The sequence below is a fragment of the Hydrogenophaga sp. genome, from assembly GCF_011772445.1.
Taxonomy (GTDB): Bacteria; Pseudomonadota; Gammaproteobacteria; order Burkholderiales; family Burkholderiaceae_C; genus Hydrogenophaga.
This window is the reverse complement of record NZ_WVZN01000017.1, coordinates 276,830-297,824: the sequence shown is the minus strand read 5'-3', so window position 1 is coordinate 297,824 and position 20,995 is coordinate 276,830. Positions and strand designations below refer to the sequence as shown.

At 72.3% G+C, this 20,995-nt stretch carries 8 protein-coding genes; all 8 read right to left on the bottom strand.

Going from position 1 to position 20,995, the window contains the following annotated elements; all coding sequences use genetic code 11:
• A partial coding sequence (locus GTO19_RS08075) for a hypothetical protein (RefSeq protein ID WP_291020122.1) occupies positions 1–380 on the bottom strand: 380 nt, incomplete at its 3' end.
• A 174-nt stretch (positions 381–554) separates the two neighbouring features.
• Positions 555–1,460 carry an alpha/beta fold hydrolase gene (locus GTO19_RS08070; protein WP_291020120.1) on the bottom strand — a complete coding sequence of 302 codons (906 nt, stop codon included), beginning with the start codon at positions 1,458–1,460 and terminating at the stop codon, positions 555–557.
• Positions 1,457–2,224 carry an alpha/beta hydrolase gene (locus GTO19_RS08065; protein WP_291020118.1) on the bottom strand — a complete coding sequence of 256 codons (768 nt, stop codon included), beginning with the start codon at positions 2,222–2,224 and terminating at the stop codon, positions 1,457–1,459. The genes GTO19_RS08070 and GTO19_RS08065 overlap by 4 nt, the downstream gene beginning before the upstream one ends.
• Positions 2,221–5,577: an amino acid adenylation domain-containing protein gene (locus GTO19_RS08060; RefSeq protein ID WP_291020116.1), complete on the bottom strand. Its 3,357-nt coding sequence runs from the start codon at positions 5,575–5,577 to the stop codon at positions 2,221–2,223. Before GTO19_RS08060 ends, GTO19_RS08065 begins: the two co-directional genes overlap by 4 nt.
• Positions 5,574–10,142 (bottom strand): type I polyketide synthase, encoded by a 4,569-nt coding sequence (locus GTO19_RS08055; protein ID WP_291020114.1) that lies wholly within the window; start codon positions 10,140–10,142, stop codon positions 5,574–5,576. The genes GTO19_RS08060 and GTO19_RS08055 overlap by 4 nt, the downstream gene beginning before the upstream one ends.
• 3 nt (positions 10,143–10,145) lie before the next feature.
• Positions 10,146–13,559 carry an amino acid adenylation domain-containing protein gene (locus tag GTO19_RS08050; RefSeq protein ID WP_291020112.1) on the bottom strand — a complete coding sequence of 1,138 codons (3,414 nt, stop codon included), beginning with the start codon at positions 13,557–13,559 and terminating at the stop codon, positions 10,146–10,148.
• Complete coding sequence (locus tag GTO19_RS08045) at positions 13,556–20,071, bottom strand: type I polyketide synthase (RefSeq protein WP_291020109.1); 6,516 nt, start codon at positions 20,069–20,071, stop codon at positions 13,556–13,558. Before GTO19_RS08045 ends, GTO19_RS08050 begins: the two co-directional genes overlap by 4 nt.
• Positions 20,072–20,090: 19 nt before the next feature.
• On the bottom strand, positions 20,091–20,987 hold the full coding sequence (locus GTO19_RS08040; RefSeq protein WP_291020107.1) for a DMT family transporter: 897 nt from the start codon (positions 20,985–20,987) through the stop codon (positions 20,091–20,093).
• Positions 20,988–20,995: the final 8 nt, after the last annotated feature.

Sequence of the window (20,995 nt, the reverse complement as noted above, 5' to 3'; positions counted from 1 at the left end):
GAGTTGACCTCGTTGACGATGACGCGCGCGGGGCCGGTGGCGAGCCAGGGGTTGCCCGCGACGCCACCGCCGAGTTGCGTCTGCGTGGCGGTGCGGCTGTTGTTGAGGATGGCGCCCGGCGTGCCGACGTCGAACTGGCGGTAGGTGTTGCGGCTGACACCGGCGGCGCTGGGTGTGGTGATGTTGACCAGGGGCACGCCGTTGGGGGCGGTCAGCACCGTGGGACGCTGGTTGCCGGGGGCGCTGGGGTCGGCCACGATCTGCGCCCAGGCCTGCGGGCTGGTGAGCGGGCTGCTCACGGCCAGGGCCACGGCCCATTGCACAGAACACGCCAGCCCGCGCGCGGGCTTGAGCACCACACGGTGGCGGTGACGGTTCATCTGCTTCCTCCCTGATGCTGATCACCAACGCCGTGCCACATGCACAGCTCGCGCGATCACATCAGGAGGCGATCTCTACGCCCATACCGCAAGGGCGGTAGTTCATAGCGGGGATCACTGAATCATCATCAGGGCCGCTTTCTGCCGAACCCGTGGTCAAACATCGGCTCAGCTTCAGCGAAACCCGGTGCCGCCCATCCACCGCCTCACCAAGCCCACCAACCGCTGCTGGCTCGCCAGCGTCGTGAACGTGTGGTCGCAGCGATCGAAGTACTCGATCAGCAGCTTCCCCTTGAAGTCCAGCGAGGGAAACGCGTCTTCCAGTTGCCCGCGGTAGTTGTGCTGGCGTTCGCGGTCGGAGGTGAGCACGGCGAGGAATTGCGCGCCGTTGCCCAGGGCGCGGCCGTAGGCGTTTTCGAGGAAGGCGCGCACCTCGGGGTGCTCCAGCGTCACGGCGGGGCGGGCAGAGGCCATGTCGGCGGGCCCGCCGCCTTCGCCCAACACGGGCAGTTCCTGCGCGCGGCGCTTCTTCAGCAGTTGCCACAGCGGGTGCCGGCCCATGGCCACGTTCTTCCAGGTGCGCAGGCTCAGCAAGCGGCCCGAGTAGTGCTTGACGTAGTAGCCCGTGGTGCGCGGGATGGACGGGTCCAGCAGCGCCACGCCCACCACGCGCGGGTCGGTCGAGGCATAGATCACCGAGTGGTCGGCGCCCGAGCACAGGCCCATCAGCACCACGCGCTTGACCTGCCGCGTCGCCTCCAGGGTGTCGATGATTTCGCGGATGTCGGCCAGGGTCGCGTCCAGCGGGGCCAAGCCGTCCTCGCGCGCGGCGCTGTCGCCCAGGCCGGACAGGTCCACGCGCAGCACGGGAAAACCATCGGCCGACAAGGTCCGCGCCAGCGAGACGTGCAGGCGGTTGGGCCCGACGCGGTGGATGATGCCGGCGTTGAGGATGACCACGAAGGGCGCGTCTTCGCGCGGCGCCTGTCCATTGGCCGGTGGCAGCGGCGGCGTGATCACGCCGACCAGGCCCTTGCTCTGGCCCAGCAGCAGTGTCTGTTCGGCGGCGTGATGGCTCATTGCCCCGTCCAGTCCACGATTCGCCGCAGCAGCCTCACCGGCACGGCGCCCGCGCCCGAGTGCCGGTCTTCCAGCCAGGCCGGCTGCACCTCCATGGACTCGACGGCCGAGCCATCGCCGGGCGGCAGCGCAGCACCCAGCGCGCGCCAGGCCTCGCGCGTTTCGCTCACCACGGCCAGCGTGCGCGCGGGCCAAGTTGGCGCGGGGTCCAACAGGTCAATGCCCTCGATGTCCCGCAGCAGCGCCTCACTCATGGGAAAACCCAGCAGTTCCGAGGCCCCGTCGCTCAGGCCGCGCGTGTGCAAGGTCTGCGCGTGCAGGGCGCGCAACTCCGCCAGGTGTTCACGCCCGCTGATCACCGGGTCCCACAGCAGCAGGCCGTCCACCTCGCGCCGGCGCTTCGCGGCGGCGCGCGCGGCCAGCGTGGCGCCCAGTCGCAGGCCCACCAGCGTCACGCGCTGCAGGCCGGCGGTGTCCTTCAATTCGTCGATGGCGGTCTGCACGTCCTCGATCCAGCCGTCGATGCGCGCCTCGCCCATGTCGCCGGCCGAGTCGCCGGTGCCGTGGTAGTCGAAGCGCAGCACGTGCACGCCCGCTTCGCCCAGCCACTTGCCGAGCTGGGCCATGCTGCGGTGCGCGCGCAGGTACTCCGCGCCCCAGGGCGCGCACAGCACGGCGCCGCGCGCGCGCCCACCGGTGGCATGCGCGGGCGTGTAGAGCCCGAACAGGCGGCGCGAACGCTCGCCGAAGTACAGGGGCGTCATGCCTTGAGCACCCCCTTGCCCGCGGCCGCCGAAGCGACCACCTGGCGCAGGTTCTGGAAGAACAAGGTGCGCGCGTCCATGCGCCAGCCCAGCTTCTGCTCCACCGCCAGCACCACGCGCAGCGAGAGCAGCGAGTGCCCGCCGAGTTCGAAGAAGTTGTCCTCCGCGCCCACGCGCTCCACCTTCAGGATGTCGCGCCAGATCTCGGCCATGGTCTGCTCCGCGCCGCCCTCGGGCGGCACATAGTGGCGCGCGGCCTGCACCGCGTTCTTGAAGGGGTCGGGCAGCGCGGCGCGGTCGACCTTGCCGTTGGGCGTGAGCGGGATCGCGTCCACCGCCGCCACCACGGACGGGATCATGTAGTCGGGCAGGTCGCGGCGCAGGTGGCGGCGCACGTCGCTGGCGGTCAGGTCGGCGCCGGGCGCGAAGACGATGTAGGCCACGAGGCGCAGGTCGCCGGGCGCGGCCTCGCGGCCCATCACCACGGTCTGCTGCACGGCCTCGTGCGTGGCCAGGCGGGTTTCGATCTCGCCGAGTTCGATGCGGAAGCCGCGGATCTTGACCTGGTGGTCGAGCCGGCCCAGGTGCTGCAGGCGGCCCTCGGCGTCCCAGCGAGCGAGGTCGCCGGTGCGGTAGAGGCGCGCGCCGGCCTGCGGCGAAAACGGATCGGCCACGAAGCGCTCGGCCGTGAGTTCGGGGCGCTGGTGGTAGCCCAGGGCCACGCCCGCGCCACCGATCCACAGCTCGCCGGGCACGCCAACGGGCAGGGGCTGCTGGTGCGCGTCGAGCACGTAGACCTGGGTGTTGGCGATGGGCCGGCCGATGCTGACCGGCGCCGGCGATGGCGCCACGCGTTCGGCGGTGGACCAGATGGTCGTCTCGGTGGGGCCGTACAGGTTCCAGAGCTGACCCACGCGCGCGAGCAATGCATCGGCCAGTTCACGCGGCAGGCCTTCGCCGCCGCAGAAGGCGCGCAGCGAGGGCGCCCCCTGCCAACCCGATTCGATGAGCAGCCGCCAGGTGGCCGGCGTGGCCTGCAGCACCGTGGCACCACAGGCCTGCAGCGCCTCAGCCAGGTCCAGCCCGTCGCTCGCGGTCTCGCGCGAGAGCAGCTCCACACGCGCGCCCACCAGCAGCGGCAGGTAGAGCTCCAGGCCGGCGATGTCGAAAGAGATGGTGGTGACGGCGGCCACCACGTCGCCGTCCGTGAGGCCGGGTGCCTCGCGCATCGAGCCGAGGAAGTTGCTCAGCCCACCGTGTGACACCACCACGCCCTTGGGGCGGCCGGTGGAGCCCGAGGTGTAGATCACGTAGACCGGGTCGCTTGGCGCGGCGTTTCCATCGAGGTCCTCGCTGTCCAGCGCCTGCCGCACCGCGGCCTCGCGCGCCGGATCGAACACGCGCACACCGGGTGGCGCGTCCACCGCGTCGGCCGCTTCGCCGGTCGTGAGCAGCACCTTGGCGCCGCTGTCCTCCAGCATGTAGGCCAGGCGCTCGGCGGGGAAGCCCGGGTCCAGTGGCACGTAGGCGCCGCCGGCCTTCTGCACCGCGAGCAGGGCCACCAGCATGTCCAGCGAGCGTTCGACGCATACGCCCACGCGCACGCCAGGGGCCACGCCCAGCGCGCGCAGCTGCCGCGCCCACTGGTTGGCGCGGCGATTGAGTTCGCCGTAGCTCAGCGACGCGCCCTCGAAGCCCGCAGCCACGCGGTCCGGCGCGCTCGCCACCTGGCGCTCGAACTGGCGCACGAAGGGGGCGGTGTCGAGCGATCGTGCGGTGTCATTGAAGTCCACCAGGATCTGCCGGCGCTCGTCGGCGGTGAGCAGCGGCAGGCGGCTGATCGGCGCGTCGCCCTGCTCCACCACGGCGCGCAGCAGCGTCTGCAACTGAGAGGCCAGGCGCTGCATGTGCGCGGCGGAGTACAGGTCGCTGCGGTACTCCAGGCTGCACAGGATGCGGCCCTCGTGCTCGCGCGCGAACCAGGTGATCTCGTTGAGCGACCCGCCGCTGTGCACGGCCACGTCGCCTTGCCCGCCAGCGGCACCGCCGGCCTGGTGGTAGACCACGGCGAGCTGGAACAGCGGCGAGTGCTGGAAGCTGCGCACCGGGCGCACACGTTCCACCACGGCCTCGAAGGGCGTCTCGCGGTGCGCGTGCGCGTCCAGCAGGGCGCCGCGCGCTCGAGCCAGCAGTTCGGTGAAATCCGGGTCGTCGGCCATGCGCAGGCGCAGCACCAGCAGGTTCACGAAAGGGCCGATGAGGTCCTCGAACTCGGCGCGCTCGCGCACGCCCATGGGGCTGCCGATGAGCACGTCGCCCTGCCCCGTGTGCGCGCGCAGCAGCGCGGCGCTGGCGGCCAGGAAGGCCATGTAGACGGTGGCGTGGCGCTCGTGCACCCAGCGCTTGAGCGCGGCACTGAAGGCCGCGTCGAACTCGAAGTCCACCGTGGCGCCGCGCGCGGGCGCGTCGCTGGCCGGCAGGTCGGGCGGGAACATCGAGGTCTGCGGCGCGCCCTTGAGCGCCTCGTCCCACCAGTCGAGTTCGGCGCGGATGGCCTCGGGGTGCTGGTGCTCGCGCTGCCAGGCGGCGTAGTCGGCGTACTGCAGGCGCGCGGGGCCGGCGGACGGTTCGGGCGCGGGCGCGGGTGCTTTCAGCTCCTGCGCCAGCTCGCGCAGCAGGATCTGCAGCGACCAGGCGTCCACCGCGATGTGGTGCGCCGCCGCGATGAGCGCGTAGCCTTCGGGCGCGAAGTCCAGCAGCTCGAAGCGCAGCGGGGTCTGGCGCGAGAGGTCGATGGGCGTGTGCACCGCGCGATCACGCGCAGCCTGCACGGCCCCCAGGCGCTCGTTGGCGGGCAGGTGGCGCAGGTCATGAACAGCAACGGGCGGCACGTCCACACGGCGCGCGCCGGGCACATCGCCTTCTTGCACGAAGTGCACGCGCAGGCCCAGGTGGCGGGCGTGCACGCGCTGCACGGCGGCCAACAGTTGATCCCGCGGCACATCGCCACTCACTGGCCACGCCAGCGCCAGCAGGTAGGTGGTGCTCTCGGGCTCCAGTTGCTGCAGGATCCACAGGCGTTCCTGGAACAGCGAGAGTGGCAGCAGGCCGTCGTGTGCCACGGTGGCGCGCGGCGCGGCGTCGATCTTCGGCGCATGCGATGCGTGGGGCGCATGCGCCACCCCGCCGCGCTCGGCCAGCAGCGCCATCAGTTCGGTCTTGTGCCCGGCGATGGCAGTCTTGAGCTCGTCGTCGAGCCGGCCGCGGCTGGCGCTCACGCGCAGCCGGCCTTCGGCCACCTCCAGGTCCACACCCAGCCCCTCCAGCCGGTGCAGCAGTTCACGCGCGTTCAAAACTCGATCTCCTCCCGATCGTCATCGTTGCTTTCAGCGGTGGCCATGCCCTCCTGCACCCGCTGTGCCAGGGCCTGCAGGGTGGACGCGTCAAACATGTCGCGCAACGCCAGTTGCACCCCCATGGATTCGCGGATGCGCGCGAGCACCCGCGTGGCCAGCAGGGAGTGTCCCCCAAGATGGAAGAAATCATCGTGCGAGGCGACGCTGTCCACGCCCAGCAGTTCCACCCAGATGGCGGCCAGGCGGGTCTGCACCTCGCCTTGCGGCAGCTCGTCGGGGTTCACGGCGCGCGCGGCGGCGGGTGCAGCGTCCTTCACGGGCGTGGGCTCGCGCACCGCGGCCTCGGCGCGCGGCGCCTCGGCCGGGGGCTTCAGCGCGGCCGCGCGCGTCAGCGACAAGGCCTTGGGCAGGTCGTAGGGCACGACCACCACGCGGCGCAGTTCGCTGGCGAGCACGCGCTCGAAGGCGTCCAGCCCGTCCTGCGTGCCGATGGCCTTGGCGAGGTAGGCGTCCCAGGCCGCGCGGCGCCAGGCCGGCACCTCCAGCTTGGCGGCCATGCCGACCTCGCGCCAGGCGCCCCAGTCGAACGCCACCACGCGGTGCCAGGCCGGCGGCACCTCGGACGATTCGGCGAAGGCGTCGAGCACGGCATTGGCCGAGGCGTAGTCGGCCACGCCGGGCGCGCCCAGCACGGCGTTGATGGAACTCATCAGCACCACGAGCTCCAGCGGCGTGTCGGCCAGCAGCTCGCGCAGCACGCGCAGGCCTTCCAGCTTGGGCGCCAGCACGGCCTCGATGGCCTCGGGCGTCTTCAGCGCCGAGAGCGAACCCTCGCCCGCCACGCCGGCCGCGTGGATCACCGCGTCGATGCGGCCCCAGCGCGCGCGCGCGGCCTGCACGGCAGCGGCCATGGCGGTCGCGTCGGCGGCGTCGGCCGTGGCCACCTCCACCTCGCCACCCGCCGCTTCGATGGCGCGCAGTGCGGTGATGGTGACCGAGTGGCGATCGTCGGCGCCTTTTGCCGCGAGCCAGGCGTCCCACTCGCCGCGCGGCGGCAGCGCCGTGCGCGCGGTCAACAGCCAGCGCACGCGGCGGCGCTCGGCCAGGCGCTGCGCGATGGCCAGGCCCATGCCGCCCAGCCCACCCGTCATCAGCACCACGGCGCCGTCGCTCAGCGGCAGGGCATCGGCGCGGGCGGCTGGCAAGGCGGTGTGCTCGTGGCGGCGCAGCCAGCGCTGGCCCTGGCGGCGCGCCACCATGTCTTCCTCATCGCGCGCCAGGGCTTCGTCGAACAGTTGTTGCGCGGCCAGCTCGTCCGCCGCGCCGGCCTCGAGGTCGAGCTGGCGCAGACGCAAGCCCGGCACCTCCAGCGGCAGAGCCAGCACGGGGCCCACGGCCAGCGCGCCGCTGGACCGCACCACGGGCTCGCCGAGCACGCTGTGCGCGCCGGCGGTGGCCACGACCATCCGCACCGGCTCGCTGGCCGTGGGCGCCAGCGCGGCGGCCAGGGCCACGGGCGCGTGGTGCAGCCAATGGCTCGCCTGGGCGTTCTTGGCTGGGTCGGTCTGCAGGCCCCACAGGGCGAAGGCGCCCACCACGGGCTGACCCCCCGCGCGGGCCTGGGTCACGGCCGGCCCGGCCTCCCCGGGTTCCCGGAGGCGAACGACCTGCGCACCGGCCGCGCGCACAAGGCGCGCGAGCGCCTCGGCCAGTGCGTCGGCACCGCCCGCGATGAGCCAGGTGCCCGAGAGCGTGGCCGCGCGGTTGAGCGGCGCGCGCGCCCAGGTGGGCGCGAACAGCCAGTCGGCCACGTCGCGGCTGAAGGCCACGGTGTTGGCATCGTTCGCTTCAGCGGCCGGCACGGCGGCGGGGGCGGCCGTCGGCGCGGACGCCTCGATCGTGTGGCGCTGGCGCTCGAACGGGTAGGTGGGCAACGGCACGCGGCGCGCCGGCCGCCCGCTATGCAGGCCCGCCCAGTTCAGCGACACGCCCGACAGCCACAGGCGGCCCGCGGCCTCCAGCACGGCGGGCGCTTCCTGCTTCGCCTCGCGCGCGCCGCCCAGCGACGCCGCCACGCGGCGCGCGCCCTGTGGACCCAGCGCCATGCCAGCCAGCGTGGCGAGGGCACGGCCCGGGCCCACCTCCAGCAGGTGCAGCGTGGCGTCGGCCGCCAGCATGCGCACGCCGGCCTCGAACAGCACCGCGCGGCGCAGGTGCTCGGCGTAGTACGCGGGCGAGGTGGCCTGCTCCGGCGTGATCCACAGGCCCGTGAGGTTGGAGACGTAGGGCACGGTGGGCGCGTTCAGCGTGAGGCCGCTCACCAGCGCGGTGAAGGGCTCCAGCACGCCGTCCATCATCGAGGAATGGAAGGCGTGCGAGGTGTGCAGCGCCTGCGCCTCGGTGCCTTGCGCGGCCAGCGCGGCCAGGCCCGCGTCCAGCGCCTCGCGCGGGCCGGCGATGGCGCACAGACCCGGCGCATTCACGGCCGCGATCTCCAGCGCGGGCGCGTTCGCCGTGAGCCAGGCGCGCAGCGGGCCTTCGGCCATGTGCACCGCGGCCATGCCGCCGGGCGCCATGCCTTGCATCAGCCGGCCGCGCGCGGCCACCAGCGTGAGCGCGTCGGCCAGCGACAGCACACCCGCCAGGTGCGCGGCCACGTACTCGCCGATGCTGTGACCCAGCATGGCCGCCGGGCGCACGCCCCAGCTTTGCCACAGCAGGGCCAGCGCGTATTCCGTGACGAACAGCGCGGGTTGCGCGTAGCGCGTCTCGTTGATGGTCTTGTCGCCCGCGGGGGCGAACAGCAGCTCGCGCAGGTCGCGGCCCAGGGGCTCGCGCAGCAACCCGGCGCAGCGGTCCACGGCGTCGCGGTAGACCGGGTGTTGCGCGTACAGGCCCGCGCCCATGCCGGCGAACTGGCTGCCCTGCCCGCTGAACAGGAAGGCCACGGGGCGGTCACCACCTTCGTGGCGCGCGCTGAACACGGGCCCGCGTTGCGGCGCGTCCAGCGCGGCGATGAGTTCGGCCGCGGAGGACGCCGCCACCACGCGGCGCTGCGCGAAGGCGCGGCGGCCGGTCTGCAGCGTCCAGGCGATGTCGCGCAGGCTGGCCTCGGGGTGGTCCCGCAGGTGCTGTTGCAGACGCTGCGTGGCGGCGTCCAGCGCGGCCTCGGTGCGTGCGGACAGCACGATGAGTTGAGGCCCCGCGTCCACCGCCTCGCGCGCCGGTTCCGGCGCTTCTTCCAGCACCACGTGCGCGTTGGTGCCGCCGATGCCGAAGGAGCTGACGCCCGCGCGGCGCGGCGTGGCGCCGGCTGGCCAGGGCGCGGCCTCGGCGCTGGCGGTGAAGGGCGAGGCCTCCAGGTTCAGTTGCGGGTTGGGCCGCTGGAAGTTCACCAGCGGCGGCAGTTCGCGGTGTTTCAGCACCAGCACGGCCTTGATGAGGCCGGCCACGCCGGCCGCCGCGTCCAGGTGGCCCAGGTTGGCTTTCAGCGAGCCGAGCCGGCAGAAGCCGCGCTCGTCGGTGCCGCCCTCGAACACCTGGCGCAGCGCCATGATCTCGATCGGGTCGCCCAGCGGCGTGGCCGTGCCGTGCGCCTCGATGTAGCCGATGCTGCGCGGCTCCACGCCGGCGAGGATCTGCGCGGTGGCGATCGCCTCGACCTGGCCGTCCACGCTGGGCGCGGTGTAGCCGGCCTTGCCCGCGCCGTCGTTGTTGATGGCCGCGCCGCGGATGACGGCGTGGACGGTGTCCCCGTCGGCCAGCGCATCGCTCAGACGCTTGAGCACCACGATGCCCGCGCCCGCGCCGGGCCGCGTGCCCTTGGCGTCGGCGTCGAAGGGGCGGCAGTGGCCGTCGGGCGAGAGGATCATGCCCTCCTGGTAGAGGTAGCCGCCGCGCTGCGGAAAGCTCAGCGACACGCCGCCGGCCAGGGCCATGTCGCACTCGTGGCGCTCCAGCGCGCGGCAGGCCGCCTGCACCGCCACCAGCGAGGTGGAGCAGGCGGTCTGCAGCGTCATGCTGGGGCCGCGCAGGTCCAGCTTGTAGGACACGCGCGTGCAGAGGAAGTCCTTGTCGTTGCCGAGCATGAGCTGGTAGCCGCCCACCGCCGCCGCCAGCGCCGGGTTGCGCAGGATCTGCGAGAACAGGTAGCTGTTCATGCTCGCGCCCGCGTACACGCCCACCGGCGCCTCGATGGCGCCCGGCGCGTAGCCCGCGTGCTCCAGCGCCTCCCAGGCGCACTCCAGGAAGATGCGCTGCTGCGGGTCGATCACCTGCGCCTCGCGCGGCGACAGGCCGAAGAAGGCGGCGTCGAAGTGCTCCGATTCCTGCAGCACGGTGCCGCGCTTCACGTAGCCGGGCTGCGCGCTCAGCGCCGGGTCCACCCCGGCCTCGCGCAGGTCCTCGTCGCTGAAGTCCTCCAGCGACTCCACGCCCTCGCGGATGTTGCGCCAGAAGGCGTCGAGGTCGCTCGCACCCGGAAAACGCCCCGCCAGGCCGACGATGGCGATGGCGTGCGCGGGGTACTTGTCCCTGAGGTCCTTGTTGTCCGTGTGGTCCATCCGTCAACCCTGAATCTGTTTCGCGGCGCGGGCGCGCGCCCGCTCCAGTGCCGAGTTCGTGCCCGCCGGCGCGCCCAGGCGCTCCGCCTGCGCCGCCACGGTGGTGCGCTGGAACAGCTCGACCAGCGGAATCTCCTGGCCGAACTCGCGCTTGAGCGCGGCCTGCAGGCGCACCAGCAGCAGCGAATGCCCGCCGATGTCGAAGAAGTTGGCGTGCAGGCCCACGCGGTCGAGCTTGAGGATGCCGCGCCACAGCGCGGCCACCTGCCGCTGCACGGGCGACATCAGCGCCTCGGCCACTTCGTCGGCCTCGCTGGGCGCGCTCGCCTCGGGCACGGGCAGGGCCTTGCGGTCCACCTTGCCGTTGGGCGTGAGCGGAAAGGCGTCGAGCACCACGAACTGCCCGGGCACCATGTACTCGGGCAATTGCGCGCGCAGCGTGGCGCGCATGGCCTCGGCCTCGGGCGTGGCGCCGGGGGTGGGCACCACGTAGGCCACCAGGCGCTGGTCGCCGGGCGTGTCCTCGCGCACGTGCACCACGTTGCTCTTGATGCCGGGGTGGCGCGAGAGCACGGTCTCGATCTCGCCGAGCTCGATGCGGAAGCCCCGCACCTTCACCTGGTGGTCGCGCCGGCCCAGGAACTCCAGGCGGCCGTCGGCCAGGAAGCGCACCACGTCGCCCGTGCGGTACACGCGCGTGGGGCCCACGCCGGGCAGGTCCAGCGTCACGAACTTCTCGGCGGTGAGTTCGTCGCGGTTTCGATAGCCGCGCGCCAGGCCGTCACCGCCGATGCACAGCTCGCCGCCCACGCCCACGGGCGCCGGCAGGCCGGAAGGCTCCAGCACGTACACCTGCGTGTTGGCGATGGGCCGGCCGATGGAGATGCCGCGCGCCGTGTCGGTGATGCGCTGCACCGTGGACCAGATGGTCGTCTCGGTGGGGCCGTACATGTTCCAGAGCTCGCCGCCGGTGGCGATGAGCTTGTCGGCCAGCTCGCGCGGCAGGCCTTCGCCGCCGCACAGCATCTTCATGCCGGGCCGCCCGCGCCAGCCGCTGTCCAGCAGCAGGCGCCAGGTGGCGGGGGTGGCCTGCAACAGCGTGGCCTCGTGGCGCTCCAGCAGTTGCGCCAGGCGCAGGCCGTCGAGCGCGGTGGCGCGCGCGGCCAGCACCACCGTGCCACCCACCGTCAGCGGGCCGTGGATCTCCAGGCCCGCGATATCGAAGGACAGCGTGGTCACGGCCACGAAGCGGTCCTGCGCGGTGATGCCCGGCTCGCGCTGCATGGACAGCAGGAAGTTCACCACCGAGCGGTGCTCCAGCATCACGCCCTTGGGGCGGCCGGTGGAGCCGGACGTGTAGATCACGTAGGCCAGGTCGCTGGCGCCCGCGCTGGCCGGCAGGTTCAGCGGCGACTGCGACACCAGCTCGGCCTCGCTGGCGTCCAGGCGCACGCCGTGCACACCATCGGGCAAACCATCGGCCAGCGACGACTGCGTGACCACGATGGCCAGCTCCGCGTCTTCCATCATGTAGTCGATGCGGTCCTTGGGAAAGGCCGGGTCCAGTGGCACATAGGCCGCGCCGGCCTTCAGGATGCCCAGGATCGCGACCACCATGTCCAGGCCGCGCTCCATCCACACGCCCACCAGCGAACCCGCGCCGGCACCGAGCGCGCGCAGGTGGTGGGCGAGGCGGTTGGCGCGCGCGTTGAGCTCGGCGTAGCTCAGCGACTGCTCTTCGAAACGCACGGCCACAGCCTGCGGCGTGCGCGCCACCTGCGCCTCGAACAGGCCGTGCACGGTCTGCTCGCGCGGGTAGTCCGCGGCGGTGGCGTTCCAGTCGATCAGCAGCTGGCGCTCTTCGGCGGGGGTGAGCAGGGGGAGGTCGGCGATGCGGGCGTCGGGCGTGTCGATGAAGCCGCGCAGCAACTGCTCGAAGTGGCCCTGCAGGCGCACGATGGTGGCCTCGTCGAAGAGATCGCTGTTGTATTCGAAGTAGACCCGCAGGCCGAGGTTCGGCACGTCGAAGACGTCCACCGCAAGGTCGAAGCGGGCCGTGTTCAGCGGCAGCTCCATCACCTGGCACTGCAGCTTGTCCAGCGTCAGCCCGGTGAGGCTGAAGTGCTGCAGCACGAACAGCACCTGGAACAGCGGCGAGTGGTCCAGCTCGCGGCGCGCGCCGATCACGTCGACCAGCATGTCGAAGGGCATCTCCTGGTGCGCATAGGACTTGAGCGCGGTCTCGCGCACGCGCGACATGAGCTCGCGCACGGTCGGGTTGCCCTCCAGGTTGGCGCGCAGCACGATGTTGTTGGCGAAGAAGCCGATGACGGGCTCGATCTCGGATCGGTTGCGGTTGGCGATGGCCGAGCCGACGGCAAAGTCGGACTCACCGCTGTAGCGGTGCAGCAGGGCCTGGAAGGCCGACATCAGCACCATGAACAGCGTGGTGCCTTCGCTGCGCCCGAAGGCCTTGAGCCGTTCCGACAGGTCCAGTGGGAGCTGCACCACGCTGCGGCGTCCGCGCGTGGTCTGCACCGGCGGGCGTGGGCGATCGGTGGGCAGTTGCAGCATGGAAGGCAGGCCCGCGAGTTGGCGCTTCCAGAAGGCGATGTGCTCGTCGAGTGCGCCCCGCTCGAAGTTGTCGCGCTCCCACTCCACGTAGTCGATGTACTGGATGGGCAGTGGCGGCAGGCCGTCCGCGCTGCCTGCGGCGTGGCGGTTGTAGAGGGCCTGCAACTCGTGCATGAAGATGCCCATCGACAGGCCGTCCGACACGATGTGGTCAAGCACGAAGACGAAGACATGCGAATCGGCCGCGGTGCGGATGAGCGCCGCGTGCAGCAGCGGCGCACGCGCCAGGTCGAAGGGCTTCGCGGCCACCGCCTGCGCGGCGTCCAGCGCGGCCGCGTCGCGGCGCGCCTCGGGCAGGTGGGTCAAGTCAATGCGCTCGATCACCAGCGGCGCTTGCGCCTCGATGACGCAACGCGGCACGCCGTCGGCCTCGATGAAGCGCGTGCGCAGGCTCTCGTGCCGGGCCACGATGTCGGCCATGGCACGCCCCAGCGCGGCTTCGTCCAGCGGCCCGTCCAGACGCATGACGTTGGCGATGTTGTAGACGTGGCTGTTCGGGTCCATGCGGCGGATGAACCACAGCCGCTGCTGGGTGTGCGAAACCGGCATGTCCTCGCCGCGCGGCACGGCCACCAGGGCGGACTGGCGCGCGCCTTCGCCACCGCCGCGGGCGGGCTGCGCCTGCAGCCAGGCCCTCACTTCTTCCTTGCGGCGCCCGAGTTCTTCGCGCAACTCGGGCGTGACCGCGCCCTTGGGCGCATTCACGCTCAGGCGCTCGCCATCCAGCTTCAACTGGATGTCCAGCGCGGCCAGCCGCTGGATCAGCTCGGCGGTATCGCTCACAGGGTCATTTCCTCTCGGTCGGTATCGGGTGTGCTGGCGCCTTCGGCGGCGCCGTAGAGACCGGACAGGTGCCCGGCCATGGCCTGCACCGTGGGCCATTCGAAGGCCGCGGTGGCGGCCACCGTACGGCCCAGGGCCTGTTGCAGGCGGTTGCGCAGTTCCACCGAGGTCAGCGAGTCCAGTCCCAGCGTCGGGAAGCCCTGGTCCACCGGGATGGATTGTGGTGAGCCGGCCAGGCCCAGCACGGTGGCGAGTTCGCGGCGCACCAGCGCCAGCAGTTGCTGCTCGCGCTCGGCCGGGGGCAGGCTGGCGTAATCGACCCGTGCCGTGGCGCCGACGGCGCTGTCGGACCCTTGCGCCTGGGCGGCTTCGAGCAGTCGGCTCAGCAGCGGGGGGTGAGCGCCCTGCATCTGGCGGCTCAGCAGGGCCCAGTCGATGGGGGCCGCCGAGGCGCGCACCGCGCCTTCGCGCATGAGCAGGTCCAGCGCCTGCATGCCCTCCTTGGGCGAGAGGGCCGCCAGACCCTGGGCCCCCGCACGCGCCGCGGTGTCGCCACGCGCGGCCATGCCCACTTCGCTCCAGGCGCCCCAGTTGACACTGAGCGCCGGCAGGTCGGCCTCGCGCCGGCGCCGCGCCAGCGCGTCGAGGAAGGCGTTGGCGGCCACGTAGTTGCCCTGCCCCGCCGAGCCGAACACGGCCGACAGCGAGGAGTACAGGACGAAGAAGTCGGGTTTGAGACCGGCCCGGGCCATCGCCACGTGCAGGCGCCAGGCACCGTCGGCCTTGGGGCCCATGACCTTGGCGAAGCGCTCGGTGCTCTGCTTGATCAGCACGCCGTCGTCGAGCACACCCGCGCAATGGATCACGCCGCCCAGGGGAGGCAGGCCCTGCAGCGCGGCCAGCGCGCCGGCCACGCCCTCGGCACTCGACACGTCGGCCGCCACGGTGCGCACGCTCACGCCCTGCGCCGCCATCTCGGCGATGGCCTCGCGCGCCGCGGCATCGGGTTCACTGCGCCCGGCCAGCACCAGGTGGTGCGCGCCTTCGGCGGCGAGCCAGCGCGCGGCCACCAGGCCCAGGCCCTTCAGGCCACCGGTCACCAGGTAGCTCGCGTCCTCGCGCACCGCCTGCTCCAGCTTGCGCGGCGCAACGGTGTGGCGAAACACCACGCGGCCGATGTGGCGCGCCTGCGCCATGAAGCGGAAAGCGTCGGGCGCGTCCTCGAAGGCGAAGGTGGTCAGCGGCAGCCAGGGCAGCACGCCGCTCTCGATGTCCTTGAGCACGCGGGTGAAGATCTCGCCCACGATCTGCGGCGTGTCGCGCGCGTTGTCGTTGCAGTCGACGATGTGGTAGCTCAGGCCGCGATTGAGGGCGGCCACGCGCTCGTGCGTCCACAGGCCGCGCTTGCCGATCTCCAGGAACACGCCGCCGTCGGCCAGCGACTCGAAGCTGCGGTCCATCAGCTCGCCCGCGAGCGAGTTGAGCACGATGTCCACGCCCTTGCCACCGGTGATGCGGGCGATCTCGTCGGCAAACGAGGCGCTGCGCGAATCGAGCACGTGGTGCACACCCAGGCGGCGCAGCACCTCGCGCTTTTCGGGGCTGCCGGCGGTGGCGAAGATCTCCGCGCCCGCGCGCCGCGCCAGCGCGATGGCCGCCATGCCCACCCCACCGGCGCCCGAGTGGATGAGCACGCGCTGGCCGGCGCGCATGCCGGCGATCAGGTTGAGCGTCACATCGGCCGTGAGGTAAGCCGTGGGAATGGCCGCACCCTGCTCGAAGCTCACGCCCGCCGGCAGCGGCGCCACGAACTCCCAGCGCGTGGTGGCGTGGCTGGCGAAGGAGCCGTCGGCCATGGCGACCACGCGGTCGCCGATCTGGAACTGCGTGACGCCTTCACCCAGCGCCACCACCTCGCCCGCGCAGTCGCTGCCCAGGTGCTTGATTTCGCCCGGGTACATGCCCAGCGCGCTCAGCACGTCGCGGAAGTTCAGGCCACTGGCGCGCACGCGGATCTCCACCTGTCCCGGGCCGGGCGGACGTCGCTCGGCCGGGCCGAGGTGCAGGTTTTCCAGGGTGCCGCGCTCGGCGATGTGCAGCCGGATCGGCGCATCGTCCACATGCGCGCCGCCGGGGCGCGCGCGGCGCGCCAGGCGCGCGGCGTGGCGCACGCCTTTGCGCAGCGCCACCTGCGGCTCGGCGCTGTCGGCCAGCACCTCGTCGGCCAGCAGGCGCGCCTCGCCGGGCGTGGCCTCGGGGTCGAGGTCGACCAGGGTCACGCGCCACTCGGGGTGCTCGGAGGCCGCCACGCGCGCCAGGCCCGCCACGGGCGCCTGTTCGATGCGCAGGGTTTCGGTGCCGTCCACGCTCTGGCTGCCGCGCGTCACGATCCACAGCCGGGGCTGCTGGCCTTCGAACGCCTCGGCCGCGGCCAGGCCCTGCAGCAGCAGCAAGGCCGCTTCGGTGCCCAGGGCCTGACCGGTGCTGGGCAAGTCGTCCTCGTCCAGGGCGGGCACCCGCAAGGGCCATAGCGAGACGACGCCGCGCAAGGCCGCGCCCTCGCCGCCCGCGCACACCAGGTCCGCATAGGCCTTGGCATCGGCGGGGTCGATGGCGATCACCCCAGGCGCGTCCGCGTCCGCGCCGCCCTTGGGCACCACGCGCACCACCTGCGCGCCATGGCGCGCCAGTGCGTCGGCCAGCCGCTCGCCGCGGCCCTCGCCCTCGTCGAAGACCAGCCAGCGGCCGGCGGCGGCGGCCGCGGGGTCGGCCACGGGCGTTGGCGCCTGCGGTTCCCAGGCCAGTTCGTACAGCCAGCCGGCCACCTGCGCTTCGACGCGCTGGCGGAACATGTCGCGGCTGGCGCGCCGGCAGCGCATGCCTTCGAGAAACGCGACAGGCTGGCCGTCCATCGTCTCCACTTGGATGTCGATGAGCAGCATGTCGCCGCGCACGGCCGGAGGGCGCACTTTCGCGTGGCTGCGCAGGCGGCCCTGGGGCGCGGCATACCAGTGGTAACGCTCGACGCCGATCGGCAGGTACATGCGCCCGTCGTCGGCCCCCGGCAGCGTGTCCAGCGCCACGGCGGAGACGTGGAAGCAGGCGTCCATCAGGGCGGGGTGCATCAGGTGCGCCGACAGGTTCTCCGGCGCCAGCTCGACCTCGCCGATCGATTCGGCCACGCCGCACCAGACGCGGCGCATGCCTCGAAAGCCCTCGCCGAAGTCCGCGCCCAGCTGGCGCATCTTGTCGTAGAACGGGGCGACCTCCCGCTGGCTCGTCAGCGAGGCGGCCACACGCGACAGCGGCTCGTGCGCGGCGGACGCAGCGCTTGCCGCCGAGGCGAGCGCACTCGCGTGCAGCGCCCACTCGCCGTCCTCGCGGGCCGCGTGGCGGCTGAACACGCGCACGCGCAGCGGTGCGCCGGCCCCCGTGCGGTCCACCACCACCTGCATCAGCCGCGACTCGCCCTCGGGCAGGGGCATGGGCTCGCCCACTTCCACGGCATCCAGCGCGGTCACCGTGGCGTCCACCTGGCGCACGGCCGACAACGCGGCCTCCAGGTAGGCAGCCAGCGGCATCACCACCTCGGAGGCGATGCGGTGATCGGCCACCCAGGGCGGGTTCTGACAGTCGACGACGCGCTCGAACTGCGCCACCACGCCGGCCACGCTCAGACGCGTGCCCAGCAGCTCGTGCACCGAGGGACCGGTGGCGCGCCGGGTGGCGGTCTTGAAGGGCACCAGAAATCGCTGGCGCTGGAAGGGATAGGTGGGCAAAGCCAGGCTGTGGCGCACGCCCGGGCCCTGGATGGCGCGCCAGTCGAGCCGCGCGCCGCGCGTGTACAGGCGCGCCACGCTCTCGAAGGCCGTGGCCCAGGCGGGCCTGCCTCGCTTGAGCGAGGGCAGCCAGTCGATCACACGCCCTTCGCCTGCCAGGCATTGCATGCCCAGCCCGATCAGCGTGGGGTGCGGGCCCACCTCCAGGTGCACGTCGCAGTTGGTCGCGCCCAGGGCCTTGGCGCCGGCCTCGAAGGCCACGGGCTCGCGCACGTGGCGCGCCCAGTACTCGGCCATGCGGCCACTCCAGCGCGACCAATCGAGGGGTGCGCCATCGAGGTTGGAGACCCAGGTGATCCGTGGTTCGTGGTGCACCACCTGCTCGGCGATGCGGCGGAATTCCTCCACCATCGGGTCCATCAGCGGCGAGTGGAAGGCGTGCGAGACCGTGAGCGCCTGCGTGCGCATGCCCAGGGCCGCCAGGTCGGCGGCCATGGCGTTCACCTCGGCGCCGGCACCGGCGATGACCACGTTGCCCGGCGCGTTGAAGGCCGCCACCGACACCTTGTCGGCGTGCGCGGCCACGGCCTGTTTCACGCGCTCCACGTCGCCCTGCACCGACACCATGGCACCGCCAGCGGGCAACGCCTGCATCAGGCGCCCGCGCGCCGCGATCAGGCGGGCACCGTCCTCCAGGCTGAACACACCGGCCACCACGGCCGCCGCGAACTCGCCGACGCTGTGGCCGATCACCACCGTGGGTTCGATGCCCCAGGCGCGCCAGGTGGCGGCCATGGCGACTTCGATCGCGAACAACGCCGGCTGAGTGTTGCCGGTCTGGTCGAGCAGGCCGCCACTGTCTTCGAACAGCAAGGCCTGCAGCGGCCGGCCGAGCAGCGGGTCGAGCACGGCCGCGCAGCGCTCGATGGTGGCGCGAAACACCGGTTCCGCGTCGTACAGCTCGCGCCCCATGCCCGCCCACTGCGAGCCCTGGCCCGTGAACAGGAAGGCCACGCGGTGGCGCGCAGCGGCGCTGGCGGCGGCGGGCGCCTCGCCTTTGCCCGCCAGGTCGCGCAGTTGCCGGTCCATGTCCTCACGATCGGCCGCCACCAGCGCGGTGCGCAGCGGCAGGTGCGAGCGACCGATGGCCAGCGTGGCGCAGACGTCGGCCAGTCGCTCATCGGGGTGCGCCTCCAGGTGGTCGGCGTAGCGGGTGGCCAGCGCGGCCAGCGCGGCGTCGTTGCGCGCGGACACGGGCAGACAGAACAGGGCCCGCTCGGGCGCGGGCGCCAGCGGCGCAGGGGGTGGCGCCTCTTCCACCAGCACGTGCGCGTTCATGCCGCTGAAGCCGAAGGCGCTGACGCCGGCGATGCGTCGACCACTCGACGGCAGCGTCCATTCGTGCAGGGCCGTGCTCACGCGCACGGGCAGGCTGGCCCAGGGAATGGACGGGGTGAGCTGCTTCACGTGCAGGCTGGCCGGCAACTGGCGGTGCTGCAGCGCCAGGGTCAGCTTCATCAGGCTGGCCACGCCCGAGGCCGCTTCCAGGTGCCCGATGTTGGATTTCACGGACCCCAGTTGCAGCGGCTCGTCTGCGCGGCGGCCTTCGCCATAGGCCGCTGCCAGGGCCTCGACCTCGATCGGGTCACCCAGCGAGGTGCCGGTGCCGTGGGCTTCGACGTAGCTCACGTCGGCGGGCTTGAGGCGCGCTGCCGCCAGGGCCTGGCCCACCACTTCCTGCTGCGCCAGCCCGTTGGGCACGGTCAGGCCGCTGGAACGGCCGTCCTGATTGATGGCCGAGCCAGGGATCACGCCCAGGATGCGACGGCCATTGGCCACGGCGTCCGACAGGCGCTCCAGCACCACCAGGCCGCAGCCTTCGCCGCGCACGAAGCCGTTGGCGCTGGCGTCGAAGGTCTTGCAGCGGCCGTCGGGCGACAACATGCCCCACTTGGAGATCAGCACGAAGGGGTCGGGCGACATGATGGCGTTCACGCCGCCGGCCACCACCAGGTTGCTCTCGCCGTCGCGCAGGCTCTGGCAGGCGGTGTGGATGGCCACCAGCGAAGACGAGCAGGCGGTATCGATCGCCATGCAGGGCCCGCGGAAACCGAAGGTGAAGGACACGCGGCCGGCCGCCGCGTTCAGCGCGGTGCCGGTGGCCAGGTAGATGTCGCTGCGCGCCGGGTCGGCCACGTCGATGCGGTCGGCGTAGTCCATCGAGGTGATGCCCACGAACACGCCGGTGAGGCTGCCGTCGAGCTGGTCGGCCGGGATGCCGGCGTGCTCCATCGCCTCCCAGGTGGTCTCCAGCAGGAGGCGCTGCTGCGGGTCCACCCCGGCCGCCTCGCGCGGCGACATGCCGAAGAAGCTGGGCTCGAACTGGTCGATCTGGTCGAGGAAGGCCCCGGCCTTGGTGCGTGCCTTGCCCAGCTTGTTCGGGTCGGGGTCGTAGTAATCGTCCACGTTCCAGCGATCGGCCGGCACCTCGCCGACGGCGTCGCGCCCTTCGGTCAGCAGTTGCCAGAAGGCATCGGTGTCGTAGACGCCGCCGGGCAGGCGACAGGCCATGCCCACGATGGCGATCGGCTCGTGGCGCGCGCGCTCGACCGCGTCCAGGCGCGACTGCAGGCGCTCGATCGCCGCCAGCGCGTTCTGCAGCACGTTGCGGCGCTCGGCGGCCGGGGCGGCCTGCGGCGTGGCGGCGGGGGCGTCTGTCCGATCAGAAGACATGTCTCTACTCCAGAAAAATTCAATGGGGCGCGGCGGCGCTCAGTGCGTCCTGCGGTTGCAGGCGCGACTCCCGCACCCAGACGAACAGCGCTGCGCCGACGATCAACAACAGGCCCAGGCCCACGTGCAGCGGCAGCTTGCCCGCACCCAGCACACCGAGGGCGATCAACAGGAACAGCGTGAGTGCCACCTGCATGTAGATGACGGGCGCGCTCAGGCTCACGGGTGCGGCGGCGGTGGCGCGGTCCAGGGCATACAGCGTGAGGCAACCCAGCACGCCCACCGCCACCATCACCACCAGGTCGGTGGGCGCGGGCCATTTCCACAGGCCGGGCATGGCGGGGCTGAGCGCCAGGAACACACCCAGCGCGGTATAGAACAGGTTGGCCCGCGTGAGCTCGCCTCGCAGCGAGCGCGTCATCACCACGTAGGCACTGAAGCTCAAGGCCATGCCCAGCGGATAGGCCAGCAGGCGCAGCGACGGCAGCGCGTGCGGCGGGTGCACCAGCAGCGTGCCCAGGCCAGCGACCAGCGTGGCCAGCCAGACCGCCGCCGGGGCGCGGTCGCGCAGGAACAGCCAGCCCAGCGCCACCACGAGCAGCGGGCTGATCCAGAACACGCTCATCACCGCTTCACCCGTCAGGCCGGCCTGCATGCCCATGACCCAGGACGCCGGCATGCCCAGCATGAGCAGCGAGCGCGCCAGGTGGAAGACCGGGCGGCGCGTGCGCACCAGCGCGGCGGGGTCGCGCCAGCCGAAGATCAGCAGCATGAGCACCAGGTGCACGACATAGCGGGTCCACACCACCTGATAGGGCGAATAGCGCTGCAGCACCTGCCAGGCCATGATCTCGATCGCGGCCCACAGGCCCACGAAGACGAGCATCAGGAGGATGGCGCGGCGGTTGTCGGACATGGCGTGCC